At 44.4% G+C, this 25,333-nt stretch carries 13 protein-coding genes and 1 pseudogene; 13 read left to right on the plus strand and 1 reads right to left on the minus strand.

Features of this window, described 5'->3' with window-relative positions; translation table 11 throughout:
* Positions 1-260 (minus strand): annotated as a pseudogene (locus HDC92_RS23735) (ankyrin repeat domain-containing protein); the annotation flags it as partial.
* 325 nt (positions 261-585) lie between these two features.
* Here HDC92_RS23735 and HDC92_RS23740 point away from each other — a divergent pair.
* The 13 genes from HDC92_RS23740 to HDC92_RS23800 all read left to right on the plus strand — a co-directional run bounded on the left by HDC92_RS23740 (position 586) and on the right by HDC92_RS23800 (position 25,316).
* Complete coding sequence (locus HDC92_RS23740; protein WP_183877373.1) at positions 586-1,152, plus strand: RNA polymerase sigma-70 factor; 567 nt, start codon at positions 586-588, stop codon at positions 1,150-1,152.
* 75 nt (positions 1,153-1,227) lie between these two features.
* Entirely contained in the window at positions 1,228-2,382 is a 1,155-nt protein-coding gene (locus HDC92_RS23745; RefSeq protein WP_183877374.1) for a FecR family protein, read from the plus strand.
* Positions 2,383-2,580: 198 nt separating this feature from the next.
* Positions 2,581-5,883, plus strand: coding sequence for a TonB-dependent receptor (locus HDC92_RS23750; RefSeq protein ID WP_255484664.1), 3,303 nt, complete (start codon positions 2,581-2,583; stop codon positions 5,881-5,883).
* Between the two features lie 15 nt (positions 5,884-5,898).
* Positions 5,899-7,773 carry a RagB/SusD family nutrient uptake outer membrane protein gene (locus tag HDC92_RS23755; protein WP_183877375.1) on the plus strand — a complete coding sequence of 625 codons (1,875 nt, stop codon included), beginning with the start codon at positions 5,899-5,901 and terminating at the stop codon, positions 7,771-7,773.
* Between the two features lie 103 nt (positions 7,774-7,876).
* Positions 7,877-10,264 carry a GH92 family glycosyl hydrolase gene (locus HDC92_RS23760; protein ID WP_183877376.1) on the plus strand — a complete coding sequence of 796 codons (2,388 nt, stop codon included), beginning with the start codon at positions 7,877-7,879 and terminating at the stop codon, positions 10,262-10,264.
* 13 nt (positions 10,265-10,277) lie between these two features.
* Complete coding sequence (locus tag HDC92_RS23765; protein WP_183877377.1) at positions 10,278-11,849, plus strand: sulfatase family protein; 1,572 nt, start codon at positions 10,278-10,280, stop codon at positions 11,847-11,849.
* Between the two features lie 12 nt (positions 11,850-11,861).
* Positions 11,862-14,030, plus strand: coding sequence for a hypothetical protein (locus tag HDC92_RS23770; protein WP_183877378.1), 2,169 nt, complete (start codon positions 11,862-11,864; stop codon positions 14,028-14,030).
* Between the two features lie 37 nt (positions 14,031-14,067).
* On the plus strand, positions 14,068-15,660 hold the full coding sequence (locus HDC92_RS23775) for a glycoside hydrolase family 28 protein (protein ID WP_183877379.1): 1,593 nt from the start codon (positions 14,068-14,070) through the stop codon (positions 15,658-15,660).
* A gap of 1 nt (position 15,661) precedes the next feature.
* A complete protein-coding gene (locus tag HDC92_RS23780; RefSeq protein ID WP_255484665.1) occupies positions 15,662-17,692 on the plus strand; it encodes an NPCBM/NEW2 domain-containing protein in 2,031 nt (676 codons plus the stop codon).
* Between the two features lie 6 nt (positions 17,693-17,698).
* Positions 17,699-19,891 carry a hypothetical protein gene (locus HDC92_RS23785; RefSeq protein WP_183877380.1) on the plus strand — a complete coding sequence of 731 codons (2,193 nt, stop codon included), beginning with the start codon at positions 17,699-17,701 and terminating at the stop codon, positions 19,889-19,891.
* A 1-nt stretch (position 19,892) separates the two neighbouring features.
* A complete protein-coding gene (locus HDC92_RS23790) occupies positions 19,893-21,923 on the plus strand; it encodes an NPCBM/NEW2 domain-containing protein (RefSeq protein ID WP_183877381.1) in 2,031 nt (676 codons plus the stop codon).
* A gap of 30 nt (positions 21,924-21,953) precedes the next feature.
* Positions 21,954-23,885: a hypothetical protein gene (locus tag HDC92_RS23795; RefSeq protein WP_183877382.1), complete on the plus strand. Its 1,932-nt coding sequence runs from the start codon at positions 21,954-21,956 to the stop codon at positions 23,883-23,885.
* A 24-nt stretch (positions 23,886-23,909) separates the two neighbouring features.
* Complete coding sequence (locus tag HDC92_RS23800; RefSeq protein ID WP_183877383.1) at positions 23,910-25,316, plus strand: Gfo/Idh/MocA family protein; 1,407 nt, start codon at positions 23,910-23,912, stop codon at positions 25,314-25,316.
* Positions 25,317-25,333: the final 17 nt, after the last annotated feature.

Below are 25,333 nucleotides of genomic sequence, written 5' to 3' on the forward strand. Positions count from 1 at the left end.
TTTAGGATATTTTCAAGCTTGATTGCATCGTCCGCCAGAACCGCCAGCAAGGCTTCGTCTTCAAATTGGAGCCCCGCGTTTATAAATGCCTGTATGCAAAAGTGAAATTTTGGCCCGCGGCTATACATTTCTACCATGGTGGTGAATAGGGGCAAGTTGTTCAGCACGTCATTCGGACTGCCTCCATTTTTGAAATAATGTTGGATACCGCTGACGTTGTGGGTTTCGATATCGATCAGGATTTGTGGATAGTTGGTCATGTAGATTAAATATGATGGTTTGCACTATTAAAACTAATAAATTTGGCATAATTAGCCAGGATAAATAACTAATATGATCTAAAAATACCAATTGATGCCGCAGTAATCAACCTGATATTGGCTTTGCGCGATGCTGCAAAATTGACCAGCTAAAACGCCTAAGAAAAACACAAGCCGCCTATAAAAGGCGGCTTTTTTATTTGTTTTGAAGACGAATATTTTAATATTTTTATTAGATGCATTTGTATATTCTCCGCATGGGTAAATTAATTGCATAAAAAAGTCGTGACTATTTTTGTAACTTGCACTGAGCAACATACCAAATATGCAGGAGCACCTTGTATTTTCAGATCAGGAACTAATGGAAATGATTCGGAAGGACGATCATCATGGCTTTGAAATGCTTTATCGGCGTCACTGGCAGAAACTATATCAAAGTGCATTTAATATTTGCCGGGACAGGGAAATCTGCATGGATGTTTGCCAGGAAATATTTATCTGGTTTTGGGAACACCGGAATTCAATAAACTTAATCAGTACTGTACACAGTTATCTGCTCAGTGCAGTGAAGTACAAAATGATCAGCTATATCAGGAAGGATAAGGTGAAAGCGAATTTTTTAGAGATTGCTAAAAGCCTGCCGGAAAGTTATACGATAGAGGAAAACATTCAGGTAAAAGAATTGCAGAGCTTCATTACCCAATTTGTGGGCACACTTCCCGATAAATGTGGGGAAATTTTCAAGATGAGCCGCAATGAACACCTCAGTAATAAAGAGATTGCAAGAAAGCTGGGTATTTCGGAAAAAACAGTAGAGAACCAGATTACCATTGCACTTAAGAAACTTAAAGGATCTTTGGGTAACCTGAGCTGCTGGTTTCCGCTGATCTGAGCATAAATATTTTTTTTATTTTCCTTTGGGGGCTAAGGTACTTTAAAACGCCTTACTTATATGTCGCCCAATATTATGGAAAAGGAAAAACTGTTTAAACTTCTGGAAAAGATCGAATCTGGCTCAGCTACGACTGAAGAATTGGCCCAGTACAATCAACTTTATATGCATTTTCAAAAAGCTGAAGACTGGGATACCTTGACCATGGGAGAAAAACAGAAAATTGAAAAGGAGATGTATACAAGCATCTCGGAAGCGATTGAAGTCCCCTTAAAACAGAAAAAATCTTATTCACTTTTCAACTATGCGGCTGCAGCAGTTCTGCTGATCACTGTCTCAATAGGTTTTTATTTTTATAAACTCAATCCTGCCGTCGTCACAAAAAAGCAGGATTCAAAAGCAGTTCATATTCATGACAGGCCCCCTGGTGGGAACAAAGCCACCTTAACACTTAACAATGGTACTAAAATATCGCTTACCGATGCCAGCAATGGTGATCTGGTTAAACGATCAGGTATATCCATCACTAAAGCAGCTGACGGGCAATTGGTTTATAAAGTTTTGGGGCCCGCCAAAAATCAGGCGAATGCAGCCATGGAGTATAACAGCATCAGTACACCAAATGGAGGACAATACCAGATTTTGCTGTCCGATGGATCCAAGGTCTGGCTAAATGACGCTTCTTCCTTAAAATTCCCAACAGTATTTACCGGTGAAATGCGTAATGTAGAGCTGAGTGGTGAGGCATATTTTGAGGTTTCTAAAAATGAGAAAATGCCTTTTACAGTGAACGCAAAGGGAACAAGTGTGCTTGTTTTGGGAACGCACTTTAATATAATGGCCTATCCGGACGAAAAAGCGGTTAGGACGACATTACTGGAGGGGGCTGTAAAATTGGTTCATGCAGATGACGAGGCTTTTCTTAAACCGGGAGAGCAGGGGACAATTAAGGAAAAAGGTGGAGGTTTTAAAATACGCGAGGCAGATATTGCTGCTGTAATGGCCTGGAAAAACGGGTATTTCCTGTTGGATAACGCAAGTTTGCCCCAGCTGATGCGTCAGATATCAAGATGGTATGATGTAGATGTAGTGTATGCTTCCGGTAATCTTAAAGACCATGAATTTGTAGGAGAAGTAAGCCGAAAATATAGCCTGATGAAGATTTTAAAAATTCTGGAACTGAGTGGGCTCACCTTTAAACTGGAGGGCAGAACATTAACCGTTAAATAACCAATATAACCAAATATAAACCAATTCATGCATATGGAAAAATAGCTACACGAACCCTTCGAAGATTACCCTAGTTCCTTACAATAGGAATGAAAAGATAAAACCAGATCCCGATTGCCGTCGGGACCTGGAAAAGTCAGGCTAACCTTAAAATTCTTATTGACAGAAATCAAACCATTAACCTAACCGTACAAAAGTATGAAATTAAACCAATGTGGTAAAATCCCACCTTTGTGGATTTTGCCCCTGAGCCAAACCATCAGGGTTATGAAACTAACCGTAATTTTAATAACCATTACCTGTCTGCATTTATCTGCAAAGGTGTTTTCCCAACGGATAAACCTTAATGAAAAGAATGCGGCCTTTTCATCTATAGTGAAGTCTATTGAAAAGCAAAGCGGCTACAAATTCTTTTACGACAATAAACTGATCAATCCGCGGATAAAGCTCACCGTCTTTCTGAAAAATGTTCCCCTGGAGCAGGCCCTGGAACAATTGCTTGAAGATAAATCGCTGACTTATACGATAGTAGACCAGGTCATCGTATTGAAACAGGCTGATTTAAGTGTGTCAACCCCAGCCGTATTTGACCGGGTTACCGGAAGGGTAGTTGATGAAAAGAACATGCCTATGCCTGGTGTGAGCATTAAAGTGAAAAACAATACCGGGAAAGCTGTTACGGATACGGACGGGAAATTTCAGCTGGTAGCTAAAAAAGGGGATGTGCTGGTTTTTAGTTTTATTGGCTATACCAATAAGGAAGTAGTTTATGATGGGCAGGGCAATATGAGTGTTTCGCTTAGTGTAGCAAATATTGAGATGAATGAAATTGTGGTGGTTGGCTATGGTGAAGTTAAAAAGCGAGACCTTACCGGTGCACTTTCTTCGCTCCAGTCAAAAGACATTGTGAGGTCTAACCCGGTGCTGGCTGCTAAAGCTATCCAGGGAACAGTTGCGGGCGCTACGGTAACCAAAGCGAGTAACCGGCCGGGTGCGCCCTATAACATTACCATCAGGGGTGAAAATACGATCAATAATTCTACCCAGCCCCTGATCGTGATTGACGGACTGATGGGCGGAGACTTAAATACCCTTAACCCCAATGATATCCAATCTATGGATATCCTTAAAGATGCCTCTTCCACCTCTATCTACGGGGCAAGGGGTGCAAATGGAGTGGTTATCGTGACCACAAAGAAAGGTGTATCTGGTGAGCTGAAGTTAAGTTATGATGCCTATGTGGGCATGAAAAAGATGGCTCATGGGCCTGAAATGATGACCACACCGCAATTTTATAAGCTTGCCTATACAGATATGGTTGCAGCAGGGCTTACCGGAACGGTTTTTACGATTGCCGAAACCGCAAACATTGATGCAGGAAGAACCACTGACTGGGCCGATCTGATTACCCATAATGGTATTCAGACCAGTCATAACCTGAGCTTGTCCGGAGGTACGGATAAAACTACCTACAGGTTTTCGGGTGGTTATTTAAATGAACAGGGTAATGTTAAATATACCGGTTATAAACGTTACAATTTAAATGCCGGCCTGGACAGTAAACTGGGTGAGCATGTGAAGGCCGGATTCACTTCTTATGTAACCTATAGCGATCAGAACTGGGGCTCACAGGAATCATTAAGGGGTGCATACAGGGCACGTCCGACCGGAACACCTTATTATGCAGACCTGACCAATCCAAGCCAGAATGCGGATATCAATGTGGATGGACTGGCCATATGGATGGGTATCAATGATAAACAGGTACCCAACCCGCTTGCCGATATTGATCCCAAAACATCTTTGCTTAAAACAATGACGCTTACCGCCCTGGGCAATGCTTATGTTGAAGTGTCGCTGCTTAAAGGTTTGTCTTTCAGGAGTTCTCTTTCGGCTTCCTACAGCAATGCCAAAATAGGGGACTGGCGTGGTACCTGGTCGAAATCTCAGATCGGGAGTTTGCCAAGGACCCAGCTGGATACCAAGGGGATGGCAAATTATACTTTCGACAATATCCTCAGTTACAAAAAGGATATTGGAAAACATTCCATAGGTTTTACGGGTCTTTATAGTGCCTATTATCAGCGGGATGAGACCACCAGTATTGCTGTAAAAGACCTGCCTTATACTTCTTACTGGTATGCTTTAAATACCGGTACGATTACTGCAAGGAGCAGTAACCTGATAGAGCGCTCACTCCTTTCTTTCATGGGCAGGATCAATTATGGATACGATGACAAATATTTACTGACAGTTACCGGCCGTTCAGATGGTGCTTCTCAACTTGCAGCAGGCAATAAATGGGCATTTTTCCCATCTGTTGCCCTGGCCTGGAGAATGAGCGAAGAACAGTTCATTAAAGAACTCAATATATTCTCTAACCTGAAACTCAGGGGCAGCTATGGCGAGGTAGGTAATGCTACGGTAAACCCATACAGTACGCAGGCACTCCTGTTAAATACAGGTTACGATTTTGATGGTGCAGCAGCGATGGGCTTTGCACCTGCCAACCTTGGTAACAAGAGCTTGAAATGGGAAAGAAGTAAAGAGTTAAATATTGGTATTGATGCGGGATTTTTCAACAACCGCATTACTGCAGCGATTGAAATTTACAACAGAAAAACAGTGGATCTGATCCTGAATCAAAAAATGCCAACTGTAACCGGGTTTACCGAGGTAATTGCCAATGTGGGTAAAATCCAGAATAAGGGGGTAGAGATCACTTTAAATACCCAGAACATCATGAAGCCTGACTTTGGATGGAACAGTACGTTTTCTTTTACCAAAAACAACAACAAGCTGCTGGAATTGTATGGCGGAGGCCAGACTTTTGATAAAGGAAACAAACTGTTTGTGGGTTATCCCATCCGTGCCAATTTCGATTACCAGTTTGCCGGCATCTGGCAGCTTGCCGATGTGGACCAGGCAAAAGTTTACGGGCAGCTACCTGGTTCTGTGCGTGTGGTTGATCAGAACAAGGACAATAAGATTTCTTCTTCCGGTGATATTGATGACCGGGTAGTACTGGGTACGCAGTTGCCAAACTGGCTGCTGGGAGTTACCAACCGTTTCAATTACAAGAAATTCGATCTTTCTTTCTTCCTTTATTACAGGAATGGCGGACAATACAGCAATTCAACCCTGTCAGGAACATTTGGTGAACTGGGTACCCGCTACAATTCACTGGCTTCTTTAGATTACTGGACCAAAGACAATCCTTCCAATACTTATTTTTCACCTTATGTAGCCAATCCATATAGAAGTGCGATCAACTACCAGGACGCAAGTTTTTTAAGGATATCTGACATCACAGCAGGTTATACTTTGCCCAGGAATTTTCTGAGTAAATATAAAATTGCCAATGCCAGGTTCTATGCCCAGGTTTCCAATCCTTTTATTTTTACCAAGTATACCGGCTTTGATCCTGAATTTAATTCGGCTATTTACCAGGACGATGTACCATCGGCAATTTATTCTTTGGGTGTAAACATCAGTTTCTAACTTAAATCGACTACAATGAAATCAAGATTCACTACAAAATATACCATACTGGCCATTTCATTAATGTTGCTGGTTGCACCTGGATGTAAAAACTCTTTTCTCGATGAAACGCCGGTTTCTACACTCACAACAGATGTTTATTACAAAACAGAAGCGGGCTTTGAGGACCTGGTGAGGTCATGTTACCCTTTGCTGCGGAATATCCATCAAACCCGGAGCCTGGTTTTACTAGGCACCGACCTTTTTAGTCCGGGTGCTTACAATGACCCGAAATTTGCAACTACAACGCCCAATGCAGGCTCGTTAAACCAGTACGACGCAGGCCTGAATTCTTCTCTGGATGATTTCAGGGTGCTGTGGACGCTGTTGTACACAGAACTTGGCCGGGTAAATACGGCAATCAGCAGGGCAGATGGCGTTACAGGCATGAATGAGACCTTAAAAAGTACCCGTGTATCCGAAGCTAAATTTTTAAGGGCCCTGGTGCTCTTTTACCTGGTGCAGCAATGGGGCGATGTACCGATGCCCTTAACAGAAACACAAAGTGCAAGTAAAGTAGCAACAAGGATCGCTTCGGCAGAGGTATATAAACAGATTCTGGCTGATCTGCTGGATGCAGAGTCAAAGCTTCCTCCGGTAGCATCCAATTACGGACGCATCACAAAAGGCGCTGCGCAGTTCCTGCTGGCCCGTGTATATTTAACCCGTGGCTGGAATTTTAAAAATGCACTTGGCGGTTCCAATGCCGATTTTACGTCGGCACTGCAATATGCGGACAAGATCATTGCGGCCTATCCACTGGCGGCAAATTATAAAGATTTGTTTCCGGTGCGGTCCAAAAACCCACTTACCCAATACACCGGTGCCCAGAATGATAAAAACGCGGAGATTGTTTTTTCGGTACAGTATAACCCTGATGTGCTGACCAATAAAACCGATCCGGCTTTTGCTGTAGATGCTGCCGGAGGTAATAACCTGCATTCTGTTTTTGGTGGTACGGCTGAAAGTTTTCCTGGTACTAAAGGCAGAACAAGTGATTACAACCGCTCACAGCCTATTTACCCGCTGGCAGCGGCTACTTACAGGTTTTATGACCCTCAAAATGACAGCCGTTACGACCATAATTTTTTAGAAGTAGGTTATGCCTTACTACCTGTTACAGGGTTTAAGCCATTACCCTTGTTAGATCCCAACCTTAAGATCAATATTAAAAGTGGTGACACGGTAGTGTACTACCGTCCATGGAATAATCCTGCAACTGCACTTAAAGACAGAGGTGTAGATGTTGGTGGCACCCGAAACTATTCGGTGATTAACGGAAGCGAATGGGGAGGGGGCTATAATATTGTAAATGGTGTGGCTGCAAGTGGTTTTCCGTCGGGAGAACCCATTATGTGGAAGTTCTGGCAGCCAAATATTCCTTATGGCGATGCATACGGAACTTTCAATGAATCTATTTTCCGCTCTGCCGAAGCTTATTTAATTGCTGCAGAGGCAATTGTTAAAGGCGCTACAGGCGGTCAGTTGGGTACTGCCGATGTGTATTATAATAAAGTGCTTAACCGGGCCCTGGGTACTAAAGTTGCTGCGGATCCAAAATGCGCTAAATTCCCTGGCGATATCAGATCTCTGGAAACCGTTTCTTACCGGGCTACACCGGCCAATATCTCCATCGACCTTATTCTGGATGAAAGGGCCCGTGAACTGCTTGGCGAATATGACCGCTGGTTCGATTTAAAAAGAACAGGAAAATTGATTGAGCGGGTGTTGAAATACAATCCATGGGCGATAAAGAGCAATACGATCAAGGACACGCATTACCTGCGGCCGATCCCCCAAAGTGAGATTGATCTGTCGTTCCCGGCCATGTCTCAGAATCTGGGTTATTAAGATAAACATGTTGTAAAAAGGGATTTATTCGCATTGTTCACGTTGATGTGGATAAATCCTTTTTATACCATGCTATTGAATCCTAAAAATTGACAATATTATTATGTGTATAAAAAAATGCCTTTTACCCTTAAGCATTTTATGGGTAACCAGTGCCTGCGTTTTCGCGCAAAATACCAGCCGGCCTGCGTTGGAAAAGACAGCGCTGGTTGAACCCATGGTAGATGCTTCCCATTCGAGATTTTTTTATTTCAGCTCTGCATCAAGGCCTTTTGGTATGGTTAACCTGAGCCCGGATATGGAACTGGATGGTACCTGGAACTCTGGCTACCGTTATGACGAGGATACCATTAAATGTTTTAGCCATATCCACTGCTGGGAACTATCGGGCATACCTGTATTGCCTACTACCGGCGAATTTAAAGGACATCTGGGGCCTTCTGCTTATGGCTCTTCCTATTCGCACCAGCAAGAGGTAGCCAAACCGGGCTATCATAAAGTGGTATTGAAAGATTATGGCATTACGGCCGAGCTGACTTCTACCACAAGGGTTGGTTTTCACCGGTATCGTTTTCCAAAATCCCCGTCTGCCAGTATTTTATTTGATTTTACAACCGTACTCGGCTCATCCGGTACGCAATCGGCCAGTGTTAAAAGAACAAGTGCACATTCTATTGAAGGTGCCGTAACCATGGCTGCAACGGTACGGAGGCCTAAACCGATCACCATATTTTTTATAGCCGAATTTGACAAGGATTTCGAAAGTTTTAATGGCTGGCAAAATGGTAAGATCCTCTCCTTAACAGAGCGGGTTGAAGGTGAGCATACAGGCGTTTTTCTCCGCTTTAAAACTGCAGAAAATGAAGTCCGTAAAATGAAAGTGGCCATTTCATATGTAAGTACAGCAGAAGCGAAACGAAATTTGCAGACTGAATTGCCACATTGGGATTTTGATCGCATCGTAAAGGAATCTGCCAATGACTGGAATGCCTGGCTTGGCCGTATTGAAGTAGAAGGTGGCACACTGACAGCCCAAAGGCGTTTTTATACCGACCTTTGGCATGCCTTACAAGGCAGACGTATCGTAAGTGATGTAAGTGGCACTTATATCGACAATACCGGGTCAAAACCTGTAGCCAGGCAAATGCCATTGGATGCCAAGGGCAAACCACTGTTCAACTCCTACAATTCAGATTCTTTCTGGGGTGCACAATGGTCGCTCAATACCCTGTGGCACCTCGTATACCCGGAGGTAACGGAGTCGTTTATCAATTCTTTTTTAGAGATGTATAAAAATGGCGGCTTAATTCCACGTGGCCCTTCGGGCGGTAATTATACTTATGTGATGACAGGGGCCACAATGACTCCATTTATTGTAAGTGCTTATATGAAAGGTATCCGTGGTTTTGACGTAAATAAAGCTTATGAAGGGATGCGGAAAGACCATTTTCCTGGCGGAATGATGAGCAAGGCCGGCTATGAGCACAACACGTTTAAAGGCGGCGGAATTGAAGATTATATAGGCCTGGGCTATGTTCCGTATCCGCTGAGCAGCATTAAGTACGGCTATCACCAGGACGGCACTGCACAAACGCTTGAGTATGCCTATCAGGATTATGCCCTTTCGCAAATGGCCAAAGCTTTGGGTAAAACCGATGACTTTCTTTTGTTTAACAAAAGGGCCCTGAATTATAAAAATGTTTTCAATAAAGAGATTGGCTGGATGTGGACAAAAGACAGGACTGGCAACTGGAACCAGCCGGTTGATATTTTAAAATATGAGCATGGGTTTGTGGAGGGCAATGCGGCACAATATTCCTGGTTTGTACCACAGGATGTAAAGGGACTGATCGGATTGATGGGTGGACCTGATGCTTTTACCGGCAAATTAAATGAGTCGTTTACCAAAGCAAGAACGCATGGTTTTGTTTCGGGTAAATCTGAAAACCCTAAAGACCAGGAACTGAACAGAAGGGTTTACATTAACTACGGCAACCAGCCCTGTATGCAAACACCTTTTCTGTTTAACTATGCCGGTAAACCATGGCTTACCCAATACTGGACCAGGCAATTGATCGATTCTGTTTACAGTGGTATTTCGCCGCAAAAAGGGTACAGTGGGGATGAGGACCAGGGCCTGATGGGATCATTGGCCGTACTCATGAAAATTGGCTTGTTCTCTACTAACGGCGGGACTTCAGAAAAGCCGTTTTACGAAATTACCAGTCCCATCTTTGACAAGGTTACCATCCAGCTGAACCAGAAATATTACAGCGGTAAACAATTTGTGATCAGCACTAAGAATAACAGTGCTAAAAATGTATACATCCAGTCGGCCAGCCTCAATGGGAAACCTTTAGATCAGCCCTGGTTTTTACATGAAACCCTGGTAAAGGGCGGTCAGCTGATTTTGCAAATGGGCGCACAGCCCAATAAATTATGGGGCAGTAATTTAAAAATGGCGCCTCCATCTATGTCTACCGTACAATAAATAGATCCCGAATATGAAAAAAATAACCTATCAGAAGTATAGTACCTGGGTAACCGCATTTGCTTTTTCAGTTTGCCTGGTTTTGTTTGGCAAAACAAAATTGCAGGCCCAGCAACAAAAGAAGCTGCCCAATATTGTATATATTCTGGCTGATGATCTGGGCTATGGCGATATTAAAATTTACAATGCAGGTGCAAAAGTAAATACACCCCACATTGATAAACTGGCCGAGCAGGGCATGCGCTTTACAGATGCGCATACCACATCATCTGTATGCACGCCTTCGCGCTATTCTATTCTGACCGGTCGCTACCCCTGGCGCAGCAGGCTTCCGGTAGGTGTATTGAGAGGGTATAGCAGAACATTGATAGAAGAAGGCCTGCCAACGGTAGCCAGTTTGTTGAAAACAAGCTCCTATCGCACAGCGGTAATTGGGAAATGGCATTTAGGATTGGATTGGATGCCAAAAGAAGCATTCAAAGATTCTATTAATCCGGCCTTTAACAAAGACAGGCTGTACGGCATTACCGATGAAATGAATCCGGATCAGATAGATTTTGGAAGAGCACCCGTTCGTGGCCCGCGTACACAAGGTTTTGATTACTCCTATGTGCTGCCTGCCTCTCTGGACATGCCGCCATATGCCTATCTGGAGAATGACCAGCTAACAGAGCCGCTTACAGGCTATACACCAGGCAATAAATTGGCCAGCGGCTATACCGGCCCCTTCTGGAGGGCCGGCTTAAAAAGTCCCTCATTTGATTTTTACGGTGTATTGCCTGCCTTTACCAATAAGGCCACCGATTTTATTAAAAAAGAGGCTGCAACAAAAAATCCTTTCTTCCTGTATTTCCCTATGCCGGCACCACATACCCCATGGATGCCTACTGCCGAATACCGGGGTAAATCGCAGGCAGGGGAATATGGTGATTACTTACAGGAAGTTGATGCTGCAGTAGGTAAAATATTGCAGGTATTGGACAGCCTGGGCTTATCAAAAAATACCTTAGTGGTATTTACCAGCGACAACGGGCCTTACTGGCGGGATGATTTTGTGCAGCAATATGGCCACCATGCTGCGGGGCCATTCAGGGGAATGAAAGGCGATGCTTATGAAGGTGGCCACAGGGTTCCTTTTATTGTGCGTTACCCCGGCAAAGTAAAAGCAGGAACCATTAGTAATGTAACAACCACCCTTGCCAACCTGATGGCCACCTGTGCCGATTTAACTGGTAACCATGCTGCCCAGTTTGAAACGGAAGATAGCTATTCCATTTTACCGGTATTGCTTGGTAAAGCTGCCGGGATTGCAGAACAGCCGGCCATTGTCAATATTTCTTCCAAAGGGTTTTATGATATCCGGAAAGGCCCCTGGAAATTGATTGCCGGTTTGGGCTCCGGAGGGTTTTCGGTACCCTCAATAGTTAAGGCCACCGAAGGGCAAGCTGCGGGGCAATTGTACAACCTGGATACAGACATTAAAGAAGAGACAAATTTGTATAGCCGGTATCCTGAAAAAGTAAAAGAACTAAGCGCCTTATTGGAAAAAATAAAAGCAGCGCCCAAAGGAAAACGTGCAAAATAAAGCTGAATAAAGATGAAGAAAATATTTGTACTTATCGTGCTGTTTTGTTTCAGTAATATACTGTGCGCACAATCACAAAAGATAAGTTATGTTCAAAAATTTGCGAATGAAAACCATGAGCAGATCGGCTATTGGTTTATTACACCAGCGCTTATAGCTGATACCAAAAAGGCCCTGGCCAATATAGACAGCATTGCCAGCAAATGTAATTACACCATGCTGTTTTTAACCGCAAGGGAGGGTGCTGATTTTTATGATCTGAAACTGCTGCACCCTTTTTTTAAACAACTGGTAGCCGAAGGGCACCGGAAAGGAATAAAAGTTGGTTTGCAGTTGTGGGGAAATTACAAAGATAAAACGATGGAGGGTTCGCAGCGGATGATTGTTGAAAACGAAGTTACCCTTGATGAGCGCGGCAGTGCTTCTTTTACCGCAAAAGCCAGGTATATCCGTTTTGCAGACCGATTGCTAAAATCAGACCTGTTTAAGGTGTATGCATTTAAAAAAACCGGCGAAGGCTTTTATGATCCGGCTACATTGAAAGACATCAGCAGTAGCTGCGAAGTTGTTTTACCCGATAAAGCAACGGTGCAGGTCAGCATCAAGGCTGGTGCAGCTTTAAAAGGACAAACTGCCTGCATCATGACGCAGCAGTATTGCAGCCAGAGCAGCATGTGGGATGATGTGGAGATCAAGGGTTTTACGGAAGCAATGACCACTTTTGCTGATATCCCTTTTGATGGGTTTGCGCTGGATGAATATGGGAACAAATTCATTGAAAGAATATTTGACCAGCGAACCGCCCAGCCCTTCAGGGGGCGCTGGTATTCTACTGCAATGGCGAAAGCATATGCAGCTGAAACCAGGAAGGACCTGGCCAAAACCTTATTCGATGGCCGGTATGCACCTGAAGGAAAACCTGAAGTAAGAATAGCGGCAATCAACGCCTATATGGAATTTATGCGTAAGGGTGCATTAAGGGTTGAAACAGCTGTATTCCATAAATCGAGAGAAATATTTGGTAAAAATATATTCAGTGGCATCCACAATACTTACCACAATAGCCTGATCAACGATGAAATATGGGCCAATGGAATTGGCTGGTGGACTGCCCCGCGTGCTTACGGACAAACGGATGAGAAAACATTTTTGCCCACACAAATGGGCGTGGCCATGTCGCACCCCATGAATGCCATGTATAACCAATACTATGATGCGGAGTTGTCGCCTGTAGTTGTAAAAGCCATCCATGACCTGCGGTATGGCATCCGCACACATTATCATGCCTTAAATGATAAGCGACCCTTACGGTTTGATCTTGAATTCCCGGAAGCTATCGATAGCATCAACAAAATTGAAAACTGCGCGCGCTTGTTAAACAAATTTAACCCATCGTTGCCGGAGGTAAAACTGCTGGTAATTTTTGGTATGGAGGCGCTGAGCAACTGGTATCCAAATGATGCCGAGAGGGGCGTATACGACATCAATGATCAGCTGGGGATAGAAAATAAAGCCCTTGAAATCTGGAAGGCAGGTTATCTGAATGCCCTGGTGCCTTCCGATTTAATTGTAAACCAGACCTTAACTATAGGCAAGGATGGCAAGCCGGTGATGAACGGACATAAGTTTGATGCGGTCTTGTTTCTGAATCCTCAATATGCAAGGGAACCCGTTTTGAAATTTCTGGAAGCTTATCAAAAACAAGGTGGCAAACTGATGATTGAAGGGAAAGCCGACCGTGACTTTAAAGGCAAGCTGATTGCTGCAAGGTTCAAATCCATTTATGATAAAGCCACAGTGCGGGGGTATCAGATTGAAGGGCTTTCCAGGCTTGGTTTAAAAAAGAACTTTTTGCCTGACGGTTGTAAAAACGAAGATGGCTCTTATGTTTTTACAGATCTGAATTCACTGAGAACGGGTCGGACTGCAAGCTTTGCCCTGCGCATTAACGGCGATAAGTATACCGGCGAATATAAAGGGCTTGCGGTTCTTGCTGCGGATAAAAAAACAGGCGTCAAAAAGTTTGCAGCAGCCGGTTGTAAGTCATTAAGCCGGAACGGGCAGCTGGTGTTGAGCTTTTCGAAACCGGTAGACTTTTATATGGAAAAAAAGAACGGCATCCTGCAAATGACCATTGCGGACGGCAAAAGATCAGCTACACCTTTGATCAATAAATTGTAAAACACAAAGTCCTGAAGGATTTAAAAAATAAAAGGTTATGAAATATAAACTAGTGTTATTGTTTTCATTGATATACACCATCTCTGCAAACTGCCAGGTAAAAGACCAGTTGATCACGGCCAATGGAGCTGTGGCCGACGGGCAAACCAACAATGCTGCCGTCATTCAGCAATTGATTGATAAAGCCGCTGCCGGTGGCGGCGGAAGGGTAATTGTTCCGCCAGGTAATTTTATGTCGGGGCCGGTGTTCTTAAAATCTGGTGTCGACCTGCACCTGGAACTGGGAGCCCGCCTGCTCGGGTCTACAGACCGGGCTGATTATGGGGCCTATAACGGAAGACCAGCGCTCGTGTCCGCAAAAAATCAAAATAACATTTCGATTAGTGGCAAAGGGATCATTGATGGGCAGGGCCAGGAACTGATGCTGGATATTTTTAAGAAACTCCGGAGCGGGGAAATGAAGCAGGATTCGAGCTGGCTGTACAAACGGCCGGGAATAGGACGGACAATGATCCTGACCTTTACTTCCTGTACCAATGTAAAGGTGACGGGGGTTACCCTGAAAGATGCAACAGACTGGGTACAGGATTACCGGGAATGTAATGGAGTAATTATTGATGGTATTACCGTACAAAGTACGGCCTATTGGAACAATGATGGCCTGGACATTACCGATTCGAAAAACGTAAGGATAACCAATTGTTTCATCAATGCCTCTGATGATGCGCTTTGTTTCAAATCTGAAAATCCAGAGAGCTCATGCGAGAATGTTTTTGTAGACAATTGTACCTTAAGGTCGAGCGCAAACGGACTGAAGTTTGGTACCCGCAATTCCGGGGGCTTTCGCAATTTTAAGATCCGTAATCTTAGCATCTTTGATACTTACCGGTCTGCTATTGCACTCGAATCGGTAGATGGTGGTTTTTTGGAAAATATTGACATTCAGCACGTGGTGGCCAAAAATACCGGTAATGCCATTTTTATACGTCGCGGGCACCGCAATACAGATGGGGTAGTGGGCAGTTTAAAAGGCATCTATATCGCGAATGTAAAAGTGGAGACCCCTTTGTTAAAACCCGATCAGGGTTACCCGATTGAAGGACCACCGGATCACCTTCGTCCGGGTTTTGATAAAATGCCAGTACGTCCGTCTAATTTTCACATTTACGGACATCCCTTTTTGCCGTACAACCTCATCCCTTCTTCGATTGTAGGTTTGCCGGGCTATCCTGTAGAAGATGTTACCCTTGAAAATATAGAGATCAGCTATGGTGGCAGGGCCAATAAAAATATCGCTTATATACCCCTGGATAAGATCACTGAAATTCCTGAAAACCCGGCTAACTATCCTGAGTTCTCCATGTTTGGTGAACTGCCTGCCTGGGGATTTTATATCCGGCATGCTGCAGGTATAAAAATGATCAATGTAAAAATAAGTTACCTGGAAAATGATTTCAGACCTGCAATGGTGCTGGATGATGTGAAAGGAATGAAACTCAGCAACATGAAAATTCCGACTGTAAAAGAGCTGCCGGTGATTCAACTGAACAATACGGATGGCATCAGTTTCCAACAGCTGGAAATGCCGGTTACTGAAGCGAAAGGGATTTTAAAAACAAATTATAGATAAAATGGAGCTGAAGCAAATGTTTAAAGTACTTCTATGTTGTATAGGCTGTGTTTTGATGGGGACCACGCTGGTTTACGGACAAAAAAACAATACCATCTGGATGGATGATTTAAGTATCCGCACTTTTTCGGAAGGGATTCCGGCAGTGCTGGCAAAGACTTCAGGTTCCGGTGAGGCGATCCGTATGAAAGGCATCACTTACAGCAGAGGGGTTGGTGTGAATGGTACCAGTGTGCTGAGTTTTTTACTGAATGGAAACGCCTCAGCATTTTCAGCGGTGGTGGGTGTAGATGATATGGGGATGAAAGGTTTGCCGTATCGGTTTTATGTGATCGGTGACCGGAAAATTCTTTTTGAAAGCGGAGATATGAAATGGGGAGATCAACCCAGAAGGTTAAATGTAAATTTAACAGGAATTAAGCGTTTGGGCTTGCTGGTGCTTGTTGAGCAGGGTATAACCAAAACCTACTCCAATTGGGCTGATGCTAAATTTATCATGAAAGATGAGCAGATGCCACTCAACATTCCCAATACAGATGAACGGATTATTTTAACCCCTGTTGCCGGAACTCAACCTAAGATCAATTCTGCGGCTGTGTTTGGTGCCAGACCGGGGAATCCATTTTTGTATACTATTGCTGCAACCGGCGAAAGGCCCCTGGTATTTTCAGCCAGCAATTTGCCGGACGGGCTGCAGGTTGATGCGAAGACAGGTATCATTACAGGTAAGGTGTTAGAGAGAGGGGTGTATACCGTAACATTGAAAGCTAGAAATTCATCCGGTGAGTCTGTTAAACAGCTGAGGATAAAAATTGGGGATACCATTGCATTGACACCACCTATGGGCTGGAATGGGTGGAACTCCTGGGCAAGAGCAATTGACCAGGAAAAAGTAATGGCATCAGCAGATGCCATGGTAAAAATGGGATTGGCCAATCATGGCTGGACTTACATCAATATCGATGATGCCTGGCAGGGGCAAAGAGGTGGAAAATACAATGCCATTCAGCCCAATGAAAAGTTTCCTTCTTTTAAACAAATGACAGATTATATCCATAGCCTGGGCTTAAAACTCGGTGTTTATTCCACTCCCTGGATTAGCAGTTACGCGGGTTATCCTGGTGGTTCTTCCAACCTGGAGCATGGATTTTTCCCTGATGCTGTGCGGGACAATAAAAGAGCTTTCCGCTATATCGGCAAGTACAGTTTCGAAAAAGAAGATGCCATGCAAATGGCGGAATGGGGAGTTGATTATTTAAAATATGACTGGCGGATAGAAGTACCTTCGGCAGAACGCATGTCGGTAGCCCTGAAAAATTCGGGCAGAGACATCTTTTACAGCATTTCCAATTCGGCTCCTTTCAGCAACGTAAAAGACTGGGTACGGTTAACCAATAGTTACCGTACAGGACCGGATATCAGGGATAGCTGGTTAAGCCTCTACGTAAGTGCATTTACACTCGATAAATGGAGCCCTTATGGCGGACCGGGGCATTGGAATGATCCGGACATGATGATATTGGGCAATGTGACTACCGGTTCTCCTTTACATCCAACCAGGCTTACTCCGGATGAACAGTATAGCCATGTGAGTTTATTCAGTTTGCTGGCCGCCCCGCTGCTGATTGGCTGCCCTATAGAACAACTGGATGCCTTTACGCTAAACCTGCTGACCAATGATGAAGTGATTGCTGTAAACCAGGACGCGCTGGGCAGGCCTGCAAGGTTGGTTGGAGAAGAAAACGGTGTGCAGATCTGGTTGAAACAACTGGAAAATAAGGAGTATGCGATTGGCCTGTTTAACATCGACGGATATACCAAAACGCCGCAGTCTTATTTTCGCTGGGGTGATGAAAAGCCTGTATCCTTTACCCTGGATCTGAAAAAAATAGGATTGAAGGGAAAATATACCATACGTGATGTATGGAGGCAAAAGAACCTAGGTGAATTTGAAGGAACATTTAACACCGGCATCAGGCACCATGGCGTGGTAATGATCAGGTTATCGGCCCATCAATCAACAAAACATTAAGACATTATGCAGTTCATCAAAAAAATAGTTCAGCTAAAGATATATGGGGCAGTGCTGTTGCTGCTGATCTTTCTAAGCATCAGTTTTTCATCGCAAGCCCAGCCGAAACAGGATATCTATGTGCAGGTTGATGCAAAAACAGGAAATTATTCGGTCAGCTCATCCAGCCTCAAATGGACCATGAGTGGCAGTATAGGGAAGGCCCTAAATCGTTTAAAAAAAGAAAAGGGAAAAGACGTTATTGGAACATATACCGATATCTCTTTTCAGTGGGAAGGCAATAATCTGTATAAGGGTAGTATCCGCTGGTATGCAGGATGCCCGGTCGTGTTGTTTTCTTTAACCACCCCAAAGGGGGCAGATGGCCAGTCTACGGAGGCCTTTCCTGATTTTACCCGCATGCCAGACTCTTTGTACCACTACAGTTATCATAACCGGATATTTCCCCTGGCACAGTATTTTTTAGAGGAAACATCTACCCCCTGGTTGTTCTTCAATGGTAAAAACGACGCTGCCATTTTATCGCCTGCATCGGATTTTATGGTGTCGCTGATGACAGGTGACGGTACTACCCACGTGAGGAGTGGCCTTAATCCGGAAGTACAAAAGCTTCCCGCAGGTTTTACCCATTCTTCTATCCTGGTGATGCGCAAGGGTATACGCAATACCTGGGACGAATGGGGTGCCGCATTGCGTAAAACCTATCACAGAAAAATTCCGGCAAATGATGCCGATGTAGTGCTCAAATACTTTGGCTGCTGGACCGATGTAGGCGGTGATTATTATTACAATTACGATCCGGCAAAAGGTTATGATGGTACCCTGCTGGCCCTTAAAGAACATTATAAAAAAGAGGGCATTCCATTGGGCTATATGCAGCTGGATAGCTGGTGGTACCAGAAATCCACTACGAGTGTACACAATGTACCCGGTGGCACAAAAAAGAAAGCGGAATTTCCTGAAGGCCCCTGGAACCGGTCGGGTGGTTTAATGGAATACAAAGCCGACACCGCTTTGTTCCCGAACGGGCTTGCTGCTTTTCAGCAGCAGCTGGGACTGCCACTGGTAACGCATAACCGCTGGATTGATCGTGCCAGTCCTTACCACAAACGGTTTAAGATCAGTGGTATCGGAGCGATTGATCCGGCTTTCTGGAAAGAAATTATGGGCTATCTGAAAAGTTCGGGAGTAGCGGTATACGAGCAGGACTGGATCAATTACATCTATACCAATAATCCGGAAATGAAATCGGATATCAATGTGGCCAATGCTTTTACAGATCATATGGCAAAGGCGGCGCAGGATGCGGGCATCAACCTGCAATATTGCATGGGCTTGCCCAGGTATTTTATGCAAGGTGTAAAATACAATAACCTGACTACCATCAGGACAGCGGGAGATCGCTTTATGCCCAAAAGATGGATGTACTTTTTATTTACTGCACAGCTGGCTTATGAAATGGGCATCTGGCCCTGGAGTGATGTTTTTAAAAGTTCTGAAATCGACAATATGATTGTATCTGTGCTATCGGCAGGTCCGGTAGGCACCGGTGACCTGATTGGTACAGAAAGCAAGAAAAATATCCTGATGGCCTGCCGTGCCGATGGTGTGCTGGTTAAGCCGGACGAACCATTATTGCCGCTGGACCAGAATTACGTGCAAATGGCCCGTAAGGAAGAAAAACCTATAATAGCAGCCACGCACACGCTACATGGTAACATAAAAACAGGCTATGTTTTTGCATTTGGAAACGATACCACTAAGATCAACCAGTTCAGTTTTGGTTTATCCGAACTGTCGATGAAAGGCCGATCGGTCGTATTTAATCCACAAAAACATACGGTGCAAGTGCTGGAGGCAGGAAAAAGATTTAGTGCAGACTTGCCGGAAGAAAAGTATGCCTTTTACATTGTGGCACCCATCACCGCTTCAGGAATTGCCTTTCTGGGAGATGCCGGAAAAATAACGGCTACGGGAAAAAAACGCATTGCCGGTATCATCGATGTCGGAAAAAAACTGCAGGTAAAAGTATTGTTTGCCAAAGGGGAACCAGCGGTAACCTTACAGGGCTATTCCCTGCAGCGCATAAAATCCAGCAAAGGGAAACTGAGCCAGGATGCAGCTACCCATTTATTTACCGTAGTTGTGCCCCGGCCCGCAAAAGGTGATGTAGAAAATTTAACACTTCAAACAAACTAACATGAATAAATTCATATCCGGATGTTTTACACTTTTATTAACCTTTTCATTTTTATTAAGTTTTGCGCAAAACCATGTAGTATGGCTGGACGACCTCCCTATCCAAAGTTTTTCAGACGGCATCCGTCCGGTGGAGGTAAAAGCCAACTATGGTAAGGATACCATGTGTGTAAAGGGTGTTAAGTATTTAAGGGGATTGGGGGCACAAAGCATCAGTATCCTTAAATTTGACCTTTCTAAACAGGCCATACGTTTTTCGGCAATGGCGGCAGTTGATGACCATGGCAATAAGGACATAGCCCTGCGGTTTTATGTATTGGGCGACGGTAAAATATTGTTTGAAAGCGAAGAAAGGAGGGTTGGAGATGAGCCGCTGAAAGTAGAGGTAGATTTGAGCGGAATTAAACAACTTGGACTACTAGTTACGGATCAGGTAGGTGGTGTTGGTAATAAAAGGACCTATGCCAACTGGATCAATGCCAAACTGGAAATGAAAGAGGGGCATTTGCCCGGATACCTGCGGTATCCAGACCAGAAATATATACTGACCCCGCTACCCAAACAAACACCTAAAATAAATTCGGCCAAAGTATTTGGGGCAAGTCCGGGCAATCCTGTCTTATACACAATAGCAGCAACGGGCAGGCGGCCTATGCAATTTTCGGCGCTTGGTTTACCCAAAGGATTATCCATATCTGCATCAACCGGCATCATTACCGGGGTAGTTAAAGAAAAAGGAAACTACAGTGTACTGCTGAAGGCTAAAAATAACCTCGGTGAAGCGAAGCAAAAATTAGTGATCAAAATTGGGGATACCATTGCATTGACACCCCCACTGGGTTGGAATGGATGGAATTCGTGGGAAACTAAAATTGACCGGGAAAAAGTAATGGCTTCTGCCCAGGCTATGGTAAATAAAGGTTTACGCGACCATGGCTGGAACTATATCAATATTGATGACAGCTGGCAGGGAGTGAGAACCGGGCCAGACACCGCCTTACAACCGAATGAGAAGTTTCCCGACTTTAAAACTATGGTTGATGCGATACATGCATTGGGTTTAAAAGCTGGTTTGTATTCTACACCTTATGTTTCCAGTTATGGCGGGTATGTAGGTGGCTCCTCTGATTTTCCGGCAGGAGGGGAAACACATGAGCGCATTAAAGTGAACAGGCAATCTTTTATGCACATCGGAAAATACAGGTTTGAAACAATAGACGCCAGACAAATGGCGAGCTGGGGCTTTGACTTTTTAAAATACGACTGGCGGATAGATGTAAATTCTACGGAACGTATGGCCGATGCCCTGAAAAAATCAGGCCGTGATGTGGTATTCAGTTTATCCAACAATTCACCTTTTGAAAAAGTGAAAGACTGGATGCGCCTTTCACATATGTACCGAACCGGCCCTGATATTAAAGATAGCTGGAATAGTTTGTACACTACGGTATTCTCGATCGATAAATGGGCAGCCTATACTGGCCCCGGACATTGGGCCGATCCGGATATGATGATTGTTGGTGATGTTGCAATGGGTCCGGTAATGCATCCTACAAAATTAACAGCAGATGAACAGTATAGCCATGTTAGCATATTCAGTTTGCTGGCCGCACCCATGTTGATTGGCTGCCCTATTGAGAAGCTGGATGCATTTACACTAAACCTGTTGACCAATGATGAAGTGATTGCCATTAACCAGGATCCACTTGGGAAAGCTGGCCGGCTTTTATTGCGTGAGGCCGGCATAGAGGTTTGGGTAAAACAACTGGAAGACGGTGCTTATGGTATAGGTATTTTCAACACTGCCGGGTATGGAGAAACACCCCAGTCTTATTTTCGCTGGGGCGATGAAAAAGAAAAACCATATGCACTGGATTTTACTAAAATAGGCCTGAAAGGAAAATGGCAGATCAGAGATGTGTGGCGGCAAAAATCCCTGGGGCAATATAGTGGACCATTCACAACGACTGTTCCTTATCACGGTGTGGTGATGCTTAAAGTTTCTCCGGTTGGATTGGCTTTATTGAAATAAAATTTTTTTATCAGTTATAAACAGAAAATTATGAAGACAATCGTAACGGTAATCGTGGTCATATTAAGCATTGCCGGCTTTGTGTTACGTGTGGCGGCCCAGGAGCCGGAAGGTTATAAAGTACCTGCTATGCCAAACCCTGCAGCACGTAAAGCCGTATTGGAAAAAGAATGGGCGGCTATGCAGGCCAATCCTCCGCAAATAGGTGTAAGGGACTGCTTCATGTTTTTGGCAGATGCCCTGGACACCCGTTTCCTGAAAGACGAGCAGGTAGAGTGGTTGCTGAAAAAGGTGCAGACCAGGATGATCACGGACCCGGCGGCAGGCCGTATTTATGGCAATATTTTTTGGGGCTGGCAGGAGCGTGGCTTTGATGTGGGCGATGGCAATAATGTGCAGTTCTGTGTGCAGTATGGGATTCTGGTTAAGTTATTGTTTAACGACCGGCTTTCAAAGGCTGCGGTAAAAACACTCGACGAAATTTTTATGCTGGCCGGTAATGGGGTATTGAACCAGGAAGTGCGGATCTCTTATACCAATATATATTTAATGAAAATATGGAACCTGCTGGCCCTGGGCCAGGTTTATCACCGGCCCGCTATGCTCGAAAGCGGACGTAAGCTTTTCGATACCTGGCTGAACCATGTAGCACAATATGGTAACCGGGAATATGACAGCCCAACTTACAGCGGGGTTGATATGGAGTCTTTATTGCTGATGCATACTTTTTTAAAAGACAATGACATTAAAACAAAGACTGCAGATGCCCTGAATTTTTTAATGACTGATTTAAGTGCGCATTACAACAAACGGGCGGGTATACTTGGCGGAGCCCATAGCCGTGATTACAACCGTGTTTTTAGTCGCGACCTGCTCGAAGAAAAATATATTAATCCATTGCTGGGCGGCCAGAATAACAATGTACACCTGTTTAACCAGATTTGTTTATCGGCCCTGCAAAAATTAGGCTTATCGGCCAGTCAGAAAGAACTGATGAACCGGAAGAACCGTTTCATTGTGCAGCGCTGGGATAGTCTGGCCAATACTTATGCCTGCGATTTTGTGGGCAATAAAGTATCCATTGCCTCGTCCAACCAAACTTATAGCCCGGATGACAAGCCTTTTGTGGTGTACCTGAGTAGTGAGCGTATACCTGCCATGCCCAATATTGCTTACGTACTGGAAGGGCGTGATGACCATTATGGTACCTGGGCCGCTACAGGTATGGGCGAAAAAATGAAAAGCCGGATGCCGGCCAATTATCCTGCAAATGGGGGCTGGAACAAAACCAGGCACCTAATGCCATTCCTCCAATCTGCTCAGAACAAGGCTGAGTTTGTGCTGTTGGCTGCCGGAGAAAAAGACCACAATTGTACCAATGATTACCTCAATTCTACCATTATTTTACCCAATGTATTTGATGAAATCTGGATGGGCAATAAAAAGATAAATGTCCCGGATGCAGGTAAGGGAATTGAACTTGATACCAGCAGGACGTTCTTTGCAAGATTTGAAGATGTAGCTATATCCTTCCGCCTGATATGGGATGATACCGGAGAAGGCCGCGCATCACTTTATAACGATGGTTTCAATTATCAGTCGTCCAGGGAACAGTTTCAATTGAAACACAACAAAACCATGCGCCTGACATTGCGGCACTCCAATAACGGCAAAGCGGCCATTGCCATGTGGTGGAAAGTAGAAGAAGGGATAAAGACAGCTGCCGATTTTTTGAAATTCAGGAAGAAAGTACTGTCGGCTCCCCTGATCGTGAATGTGCAAAATGGGGTGGTAGAAGTTGCCGTGGTGACGGCGAATGGCAAGCTGGGGGTAAAAGCAGATCTCTCCAGTAAGAAGCGACTGGCCTATTACAATCCATCGCCTTTACCTGCCAGCTTTTTATTCCAGGTAGATGGAGTGGAAATTGGCAGGCCCATTATGCAAAAATATAAAGTAAAATAAACCTCGTAACCAACGATAAACGATATGAAAAGAAAAGATTTTTTAAAAACCAGTTCATCTGCATTGGCGGCTGTTGCCGGTTTCATGATCCTGCCATCCTATGTGTTAGGGAAACCTTTTGGCCATACCGCACCAAGCGATAAAGTAAACCTGGCCTGCTGCGGCGTTGGCAACAGGGGCGGTGAGCTACTGAATTCTCTGTATAAAACGGGGCTGGTGAACGTTGTGGCGCTTTGCGATGTGGATATGGGAGCGCCACATACGCTGGAGAACATGAACAAGTTTCCGAATGCAAAACGTTTTAAGGATTTCAGGGAAATGTTTGATCAGATAGGTAAGGAATTTGATGCTGTTTGCATTGGTGTGCCCGACTTTTCTCATTTTCCGATAGCCATGCTGGCCATGAATCAGGGCAAAAATGTGTATGTAGAAAAACCAATGGCGCATACGTTTAACGAAGTGGCGCTGATGATGGATGCGGAAAAAAAATATAAGGTAAAATGCCAGATGGGCAACCAGGGCCACTCCGAAGAAAACTACTTTCAGTTTAAAGCATGGACTGAAGCAGGCATTATTAAAGACGTTACCGCCATCACTGCCTTTATGAACAATGGCCGCAGGTGGCATGGCATGACAGCTTCCGGTTTTTTACCGGCACAACCCATTCCTGAAACGCTGGATTGGGATAAATGGCTCTGTACGTCGGCTTTTAAGGATTACAATAAGGGCTATATCAATGGCGACTGGCGCTCCTGGTATGAATTTGGGAATGGCGCTTTGGGCGATTGGGGTGCGCACATCATCGATACGGCACATCAGTTTTTAGAACTCGGTTTACCTACTGAAGTCAATCCGGTTAAAATGGAAGGACATAGTGCATTTTTATTTCCGCAGGGCTCTACTTTATTGTTTAAATTTCCAAAGCGTGGGCATATGCCGGCCTGTGACATTACCTGGTATGATGGGTTTAATAACCGTCCCGAATTACCTGAAGGTTTTGGTGAATATGTACGGGCCAAAAATATTCCGCCACCAACAGCAGGGGCTGCCAATACCAAACGATATCCCGGAAAAATAATTTATTCAAAAGAGTTGACCTTTAAGGGTGGCTCGCATGGTTCAGCACTCGAGATCATCCCTGCAGAAAAAGCAAAAGAAATGGCATCTATACTGCCCGTAGTGCCGGAGAGTCCGTCAAATCATTTTGCCAATTTCTTAAAGGCCTGCAAAGGTGAGGAAGATTGCCGTTCCTCGTTTGCTATTGCCGGCCCATTGTGCCAGGTAATGGCATTGGGGGTATTGGCACAGCGTTTAAATACCAGGCTTGTTTTTGATGCCCATAAAAAGCAGATCAGCAATAGTAAAATTGGTAACGAACTGCTGGCTGGCCCTCCGCCAAGAAAAGGCTGGTCGCAATTTTATAAAATGTAAGGGCACCTGTTTTTAAA

The sequence above is a fragment of the Pedobacter sp. AK017 genome (assembly GCF_014200825.1).
Lineage (GTDB): Bacteria > Bacteroidota > Bacteroidia > Sphingobacteriales > Sphingobacteriaceae > Pedobacter > Pedobacter heparinus.